Origin of the sequence: Flaviflexus huanghaiensis (assembly GCF_014118685.1) — a bacterium.
In the GTDB taxonomy this organism is placed as follows: Bacteria; Actinomycetota; Actinomycetes; order Actinomycetales; family Actinomycetaceae; genus Flaviflexus; species Flaviflexus huanghaiensis.
Genome location: NZ_JACFAK010000017.1, coordinates 38,205 through 46,834 on the forward strand (window position 1 = coordinate 38,205; position 8,630 = coordinate 46,834).

At 62.1% G+C, this 8,630-nt stretch carries 5 protein-coding genes and 1 pseudogene; 1 reads left to right on the top strand and 5 read right to left on the bottom strand.

The window, feature by feature from the left end; translation table 11 throughout:
* Positions 1 to 136 precede the first annotated feature (136 nt).
* Positions 137 to 2,557 carry a phosphoketolase family protein gene (locus H7E91_RS10740; protein ID WP_182355096.1) on the top strand — a complete coding sequence of 807 codons (2,421 nt, stop codon included), beginning with the start codon at positions 137 to 139 and terminating at the stop codon, positions 2,555 to 2,557.
* Here the strand turns inward: H7E91_RS10740 and H7E91_RS10745 are convergent.
* The 5 genes and pseudogenes from H7E91_RS10745 to H7E91_RS10765 form a co-directional block, all read right to left on the bottom strand.
* Positions 2,554 to 3,330, bottom strand: a complete 777-nt coding sequence (locus tag H7E91_RS10745) for a heme ABC transporter ATP-binding protein (RefSeq protein WP_182355097.1) — start codon at positions 3,328 to 3,330, stop codon at positions 2,554 to 2,556. The two genes, H7E91_RS10740 and H7E91_RS10745, sit on opposite strands and share 4 nt — an antisense overlap.
* Positions 3,327 to 4,421, bottom strand: a complete 1,095-nt coding sequence (locus H7E91_RS10750) for a FecCD family ABC transporter permease (RefSeq protein ID WP_338401794.1) — start codon at positions 4,419 to 4,421, stop codon at positions 3,327 to 3,329. Before H7E91_RS10750 ends, H7E91_RS10745 begins: the two co-directional genes overlap by 4 nt.
* Complete coding sequence (locus H7E91_RS10755; RefSeq protein WP_182355098.1) at positions 4,418 to 5,533, bottom strand: heme/hemin ABC transporter substrate-binding protein; 1,116 nt, start codon at positions 5,531 to 5,533, stop codon at positions 4,418 to 4,420. Before H7E91_RS10755 ends, H7E91_RS10750 begins: the two co-directional genes overlap by 4 nt.
* 64 nt (positions 5,534 to 5,597) lie before the next feature.
* Complete coding sequence (locus H7E91_RS10760; protein ID WP_182355099.1) at positions 5,598 to 8,144, bottom strand: HtaA domain-containing protein; 2,547 nt, start codon at positions 8,142 to 8,144, stop codon at positions 5,598 to 5,600.
* A gap of 119 nt (positions 8,145 to 8,263) precedes the next feature.
* Positions 8,264 to 8,503: pseudogene (locus tag H7E91_RS10765) on the bottom strand (transposase); the annotation flags it as partial.
* Positions 8,504 to 8,630: the final 127 nt, after the last annotated feature.

Genomic DNA, 8,630 nt, shown 5'->3' on the forward strand with positions numbered 1-8,630 from the left:
TCCTAACCGGCCGCGTCGCGGGGATGTCAAAGAAGTCTGGATGTCGTGACCTCTCGCATTGAGACCGGGAGCGAGCGGGGATAAATTCGAGTGACGTGAAGCACACGACAGGTTGTCTTTCTCAAGGGGTCGCATCATGGAGACCACGTCTCAGGACATTATTGAGTCGATTAGGCATCCGTCCGACCAGGAGGTCGCCAACGTCGACGCCTGGTGGCGGGCTAACAATTACCTTACCGTTGGGCAGATCTACCTCACATCGAACCCGTTGCTGCGCAGGCCTCTCGAGCCGGGTGACATCAAGCCGCGACTTCTCGGTCACTGGGGGACATCTCCTGGCCTGTCGTTTATCTATGCGCACGCGTCCCGTCTTGTTCAAAAAACCGGTCAGGAGATGATCTACATCACCGGGCCCGGCCACGGTGGGCCCGCGATCGTCGCAGCCACCTACCTCGAGGGCACATACACCGAGTGTTTTCCGGATATCACTCGTGACGAGGAGGGCCTTCGGAAGCTCTTCCGACAGTTCTCCACTCCTGGCGGCATTCCCTCGCACGCCTCGGTCACGACCCCGGGCTCGATCAACGAGGGCGGCGAACTTGGATATGCCCTCGTCCACGGCTTCGGAGCGGTCTTCGACAACCCTGACCTCATTGCCCTCACCGTTGTCGGTGATGGCGAGGCTGAGACCGCGCCGCTCGAAGGATCGTGGAAGTCGATCTCTTTCCTCAACCCTGCCAGAGACGGTGCCGTGCTACCCGTCCTTCATCTCAACGGCGCGAAGATCGCCTCACCGACCGTCCAGGGGCGAAAGGATCCTGACGAGGTCCGCAGGATCTATGAGGGACACGGCTACGAGGTCATTGAGGTGAGCGGTCATGACCTTCCCGGCATGCACATCCGGTTCGCCGATGCTCTAGGCAAGGCGTACGCGAAGATTAGGGCGATTCAGCATGCCGCGCGCAGCGTGGGCGTCGTGCAGGGTCAGCGTCCCCACTGGCCCATGATCATCCTGCGCAGCCCGAAGGGGTGGACAGGCCCCGAAACCGTCGACGGTGTCCAAGTCGAGGGCACGTGGCGGTCCCACCAGGTGCCGCTCTCGGGTGTGAAAGACAACCCCGATCATCTTCGTCAGCTCGAGGCGTGGATGAGGTCCTACCGACCAGAGGAACTGTTCAACGAGAGCGGGACTCCAACGGAGGCGGTCCGCGCCATCAATCCGAGTGGACAACTGCGCATGTCAGCTCACCCCGCTGGTAACGGTGGCGGTGGGTATTCCCCACTCACGCTACCGGATTGGCGAGGCCTCGCCATCGACTTCGACCCAGCGGACCGAGGCACCTTTAAAGACGAATCGACAACATACCTCGGCCAGCTCCTCGAGCAGATCTACCGCCTCAACCCGACGACCTTCCGGCTGTTCTGCCCCGATGAGACAAACTCGAACCGGCTCGGCGCGGTGTTTAACGCCTCTGACCGCACGTTCATGGAGGCAACGACGAACGAGGACATCAAGCTCTCAGCCGAGGGCCGGGTCATGGAGGTTCTGTCCGAGCACCTCACCCACGGCTGGCTCGGGGGCTACACGCTGACGGGTCGGCACGGCATGTTCGCGAGCTACGAAGCGTTCGGAATGGTGAGCGTCTCCCAGACGGTCCAACACACAAAGTGGCTGGAAGAGGCGATCAGCCTCGACTGGCGCGAATCCGTGCCGTCGTTCAACATCCTCCTGTCCTCGACCGCCTGGCGAAATGATCACAACGGCTTCTCTCACCAGGGACCCGGCGTCCTCTCGACGATCGTCAATATGAGAGGCACGATTGTCCGCACCTACCTCCCGCCTGACGCGAACTGTCTCCTCGACGTGTCGGACCACATCTTTCGGACGACGGACCGCGTCAACGTCATCGTCCAAGACAAGCAGCCGCAGTTCCAGTGGCTCACCCCGGACGAGGCGCATGCCCACTGTCGGAAAGGTTTCGGGATCTGGGATTGGGCCGGCAACGAGGATCTCGACTCCGGCGAGGATCCGGACATTGTCATCGCCTGTGCTGGTGACATTGTGACGATGGAGGCTGTCGCCGCGGCTCAGATCATCAGACAACGCTTGCCTCATATGAGAGTTCGTGTCGTCAATGTCGTCCGCCTCCAGACACTGTCCCGACCAAAGGACCATCCGACGGGGATGAGTGACCAGGACTTTGCCGAAGCATTCACGACGACGAAGGACGTTGTGTTTTGCTTCCACGGGTACGCCGGCGTCATCCATCAACTCGTCCACGGTCGGCCCGATGTCGACAGATTCCATGTGCGCGGCTTTCGAGAGGAGGGGACGACGACAACGCCATTCGACATGGTCGTCCGCAACAAGATCGACCGCTACAACCTTGTCATCGACGCGATCAATAACACGCAGCGCACGATCCGCGGCGGCGCCGACCTCACACGCTGGTGTACGCAGCAGCTCGAGCGGCACGAGAGGTACAAGGTTGAACACCTCGAAGACATGCCGGAGGTTACCGACTGGGTATTCGAACCCAACCCGGAGTTCTCCTAGGACGCGGAGGAGATCCCCGTGCGAGCGGGAAGGATCGCAAGTTCTCCATCATCGAGAGTGAGGACCCTGATCGGCCATTCGTAGATCTCGCTCAGGCTCTCGGAGGTGAGCACCTCGCTGGGGGCACCGACACGGACGATCCTGCCCCTGTGCATGAGAGCAATGACGTCACAATAGGCCGCCGCGAGCTGAATGTCGTGCATGACTGCAACGACGGTCCTGCCTTCTGCCGCGAGCTCCGTGCACGTCGACATCGTCCGCTCTTGGTGGGACACATCAAGTGCTGCGGTCGGCTCATCGAGGAAGACGATGTCGGCGTCCTGGGCGAGCACCCGCGCAAGGGTCACGCGTGCGGACTCTCCCCCGGATAGGCTCGTGATCTCCCGGTCCTGCATGTCCATGACTGCTGTGCGCGCCATGGCATCGTCAATAACTCGATCGTTCTCCACGTCACCTGTGTCCCAGCTCGCCCTGCCCATCGCAACGATGTCGCGCACGAGATAGGCAAAGGGGAACTCGCTGCTCTGCGGCATGACGGAACGGGCACGGGCCAGCTCTTTGCGCGAAAACGATGCGAGCGTTCGTCCGCCCAGCTCGACGGTGCCAGCGTCTGGCGTGAGATCGCCACTGAGAACGCCGAGCAGAGTCGACTTGCCCGCACCGTTCGGCCCGAGCAGTCCCATGACTGTGCCGGCGTCGACCTCAAGGCCGACATCGCTGAGGATCTGTTTAACGCCGTAGGAGAAGCTGATCCCGGAGGCCCGGACACTCACGACCGGCTCCGGCCGCCGTGGAGATTGCGACGGAGAAGGATGAAGAAGATGGGGCCACCAACAAGCGCCGTGAATATTCCGATCGGCAGGTCCTGAAAGTTAATGATCGTCCTCGCGACGAGATCGGATCCGGTGATGAGAACGGCTCCTCCGAGGAGCGATGCAGGGATGAGGTAGCGGTTGAGAGGGCCAAGGGCGAGTCGCATCATATGCGGGACGATGAGACCGACGAAAGCGATGACCCCGGCGTACGACACAGCCGCCGCGGTCAGTAGCGCGGCGAGAACAATTGCGGAGCCACGTAACATTTGGACGCTGATGCCGACGTGGCTCGCCGCCTTTTCCCCCAGTGCGAGAATGTCGAGGCGACGCGAGATGACAAGTGCCCAGATCAGAGCAACTGAGACGACGATCCCGACAATCCCCACCTGATTCCATGTCGCCGCGTTCAGCGACCCCATCTGCCAGAACACGATCTGGTCCCGCGCCGTACTCGGAGCGATATAGGTAGCGATCGAGGTCAGTGCTGTGCACACGGCGGTGACGGCGATACCGGTGAGGACGAGAGTGAGTGGCTCCGTCCTGCCGTCGTGGAGCGACAGCATGTAGACGACAATCGCGGCAGCGAGACCGGTGACAAAGGCGGCGGCCGGGACAGCGAACCCGCCAAGCGCAAAGGGGAAGAACACAATGGCGCTCGACGCACCGACGGCCGCACCGGAGGAAACGCCGATGATACCAGGCTCGGCAAGCGGGTTGGAGAACACGGCCTGCATGACTGCCCCGGCGACCGCGAGCGCGGCGCCAACGAGCACACCGAGAGCGATCCGGGGGAGGCGGATGTTCCACAGGGTCGCCATGTCGAGCGGATCATCGAGTGGCTCGGCGAGCCCAACGCGGGAGAGGATTCCCTGGACGACATCGCTCGGAGCGATGGAGTACTGGCCAATGGCGCTCGACAGGATGATGAGGGCGAGAAGGGCGATGGTCACCGTGGCAAAGGTGACGACCCGCCGACGGCGCCGCCGTTCGATACCTCGGCGCGCCGCGGGTAGCAGCGCGGGCGAGGAATCTGCGGCCTTAACGGTCACTCGGTCTCATCCACTCCGTAGAGAGCCCGGGCGACAGCGACGAGCACCTCGCCGGTCTGCGGCCCGAAAGAGAGCGACATTCCGTCCGGAATCGCGATGATCCGTTGCTTCTGCCTCGCTGTCGTGTCTGATACGCCGGGACGTGAGAGGAGCCCGTCGATGCCATCGGTGGACTCGAGCCCGCCCGTCATCGTCAAGATGACATCGGGGTTGAGAAGGAGGAGCGATTCCGCGTTGGCCGGGACGGTCCCGATGATCCCCTGCTCAGAGGCGATGTCACGCGCACCAACGTTCTCGATGAGGGCGGATGTGCCGTTATCAGAACCGAAGATGAAAAACACTCCGGCCGTGCCGCGCACATAAAGGAACGCGGCCGACAGTGGCTCCTCGGGAACCCATGCGGAAATCTCGTCGATGGCCGCCGCGATCTCGGACTCCGTTCGTTCGACGAGAGCAGCCCCGGCTTCCGGAACGCCGAGAATATCGGCGACCGTCTGGATTCGGTCGGAGTTGGACTCCATCGTGTGCTGAGGGTCGGTGAGGACGACGGGAATGCCAGAGCTCTCCAGTTGCACGAGGGCCTCCGGTGGCCCGATCGTCCGATCTGCGATGACGAGCGTCGGGCGGAGGCTGAGGATGGCCTCGGCGTTGAGGGAGTGCTCCTCGGCCGTGACGACTGGAACGTCTGCGAGCTGCTCCTCGGTCGACGAGATCGACCTGCCGACGATGGAATCGCCGTAACCAAGAGCGATGACCGTGCGTGACAGAGAACCGGACAGGTCGAGGGCAAGAATTCTCTCAGTATCGGTGATCGTCACGCGGTTATCTTCGTGATCTGTCACCGTGACCGGCAGGACCTGCTCGAAAGCACCGTCGATCGGTTCGGGATCAGGAAGATCAGCCACCTCGGACACCCCGGTCAAACTCCGCGGATCGGGCAGAGGTGCCGCATCCCCCTCAACTGAAGGATCTTCCATAGCCTCCGTCGAGTCCACATCTGCCGCTTCGGAGACGGTCGTCTCGGCCGCCGAAGGCTCCTCCGCTACGTTGCCGGTGCCGCATGCACCGAGGAGGAGAACGGCCATAATGACCGCCGTAATACGCTTTGTCATGTCAGCTCTCTGTCTGAGAGGCGGCCTGCCAGGAGTTCTCGACAGGCCGCCTCGGGTTGGATGATCAGGCCGTGATCTTGCGGAACCGCAGGGCAGCCGCACCGGCCAGAAGCATGACGAGGCCAGCAAGTGCGAGGCCGTAGCTCGACGCCCCCGTGTAAGCCAGCTTGCCGAATGCGTCGTATGTCTTGAGCTCACCAGTCTGCGGATCGAACACCGTCGCCGGGGCGAGGTTGACCGAGACGGTCAGTGGCGCAAGGTCGGTGCCAGCCTCGTAGAATCCAGCAAACGCCTCAGCCCCTGCTGCAGTGAGGACCGCGGATGAGGTGGTAAAGCTCAGAGCCTGGTTCGATGACTGGACGTTCGACAGCGTGAGGTTCGCGAAGTGGACACGTCCGTGGTCCTTCGCCACCCCGTCCATCGACGACGAGCGCACCGTGAGGTAGAGCGATGCGGTGTTGCCGTTGATGACGATCGATGGGTTCGACATCGTCAGTTGCAGGACATCGTCGTGGCCCGAGAAGGACACCGTCCCTCCGTAGTGGATTTCGCCTGAACGTGCGGCCGTGTTGTAGAGGCCGCCTCGAGCCGGGAAGACAAAGGTCGAACCGTTCCAGGAGGCTCCGCCGGACGTCGTCCATCCTCCACCCGCGATTGCCGATCGGATGTAGGTCGTGAACGACTGACGGACGCCCCACTGAAGGGTGCCGCTCGTCACGCGCGTCTTGGTCGGATCAATCTCCCCCGAGCGGTCAACGATCTGCGGCTCGGCGATGACCGGAGCTGGGTTCTGTACAACCGGTTTCGGCGAGGAAACACCGGGAGTATTCGACGTGCCATCGGTTGAGCCGCGGTCTGGGGTCGGCGGTAGGCCGGATCCAGCTGTCGCGAGGTTCATCGTAATAGGGGCGAGGACGGTTTCTACCGGATAGAAGCCGGCGAAGGCTGCCGCGCCTTCGCTGGTCAGCTTGACCTCGTCGAAGGAGAGCGATGTCGAACCACCTGCGCCCGTCGAGACCTTCGGGTCAGACAGATCGGCGAGGACAACAGATTTCGCGGCAGGGAGAACACCTGGCGCTTCGGTTGACTGCATGCTTCGTGATGCCACGGTCGCCGTCAGCTGCCATGTCTTCCCCGACTTGCGAACGGTCGGGTTGGCGAGCCGGATTCGCAGGCTTCCCTCGTGGGCCGTGAAGTCAACGGTTCCACCAAACTTGATCGTCTGAAGGTTCTGTGGGTTGAGATTCTGTCCGGGGGCGAGTGGGAACCGGAATGTTCCGGTAACGCCGTCCGACGTCGTCCATCCACCGCCTCCCATGGGGCCGCTGACGTAGCGGAGGAAGGAATCCTTCACCCGCCAGTCCATCGCACCGGCACCAATCGGAGCTGGCTGTGCCGGCGGAGTCGGCGGCTTGGCTGGCGTGACGGGGGCGGTGGGCGTTGTCGGAGCGGGTTCACTGGGTTCCGGCTCGACCGGCTCAGGCGTCGTTGGCGTTGTCGGAGCGGGTTCACTGGGTTCCGGCTCGACCGGCTCAGGCGTCGTGACCACTGCCGCCGGATTTACCGTTGTCGTGAACATATCGAGTGGAGCACCCGGCTGGTATGCGCCGAGGACGAACGTCGCGCCGACTCCTGCCGTGACGGACTCAGAGGTAACGGAAATGGACCCGTCACTTTTCGTCACGATCTCGACGTTAGACAGCCGCGCGAAGTCGTCAACCTTGATCGGCTCCTCAGACCATCCGCCGGCAGCACCACGGTGCGATCCGGACGATGTCAGTGACAGGACCGCAGTGGTCGAGTCGGTGAACGTGAGGACTGGGTTGGTGAAATCAATGTCAAGCACGCCGCTGTGTGCACGAAGGTTTATCGTGCCGACGAATCGTAGCTCGTCAGGAGCGTCCGGGTTGAACTGAGTTCCGTCAGCAAGCCTGTAGTTGAAAGAACTGGTGCCCCATGCTCCGTCGCAACCGTTCAGAGTCCCACCGGCTGCCGGACCCAAGAGATAGCCGATGAAGCTCGACTTGAGCCCCCATGACATGTGCCCCTGTAAAGCAGATAGATCGGCAGGAGCAGCGTCCGGCCCACATGAAGGGCCGGCGGGAATCTCGACTGTCTCTGTTGCGAGGCTGATGGATATCGGATCGATCGCATCGCCTGGCTGATAAAAGCCGCCGAACGCCTTCGCGCCAGCCTCGGTGAGCGAACCGGCTCCGAAGCTCACGTCGATAACGTCTGCACCGCTCGTCACGGTGGCAGTTGGTAGGGTCGCGAGCTCGACCCGTCCGAAGGTAACGAGTTCGCCGGGAGTGGTTTGGCCTCTGTTGTACGCCCGAGAGGCCGCTTCAGCGGTGAGGACGGGCGTCGGGCCCGCAAAAGAAATCGTGGGATTCGACAGCGACACATCAAGGATGCCCTCGTGTGCTGTGAAGTGAACTGTGCCTTCGAACGCCAGGTCGGTGAGACCATGTGAATCGATCTCACCGCCCGCGACCACAGGCCACGCGAAACCGTCACCGGAAGCAATCACCCCACCGGACAGTTCTGTGTCGCCCCCTGCGAATGGAGACGTCAAATACCTACGGAAGCTCTCCTTCACTCCCCAGTTCATAGTTCCAGAAGTGACGGTCGTCTTCGACGCTGGCTCAGGTGTATCGGCGGATGCTGCCGGTGCTGGTCAAGTCCCTTTGAGTGGTGTAGTGGTTGTTCCTTCGTTTTGTTGGTTCGGGGTTAGGCGCTGAGTTCGAGTGGGTGTTCGTCGCTCACCTCGATCCCAGAATTATCTATGGCTTGGAAGCGGCTTCTGGCAAGGATGTCCAGGCCGAGGTAGCGTCGGCCTTCGGCCCATTCATCGGTCTGCTCAGCAAGGACCGCACCGACCAGGCGGATGATGGCTTCTCGGTTGGGGAAGATTCCCACGGAGTCGGTGCGGCGACGGATTTCTCGGTTGAGGCGTTCGCCCGGGTTGTTCCCTCTTTGCCAGGCTGGTTGTGAGTCATTCATGATCAGCGAGGGAGTTGGCGGGTATGTCGATCAGTCCGGGGTTCACGGCGGAGCAGATACGTGAGTTCGTGCATCGGTACGAGCTGACACCGTA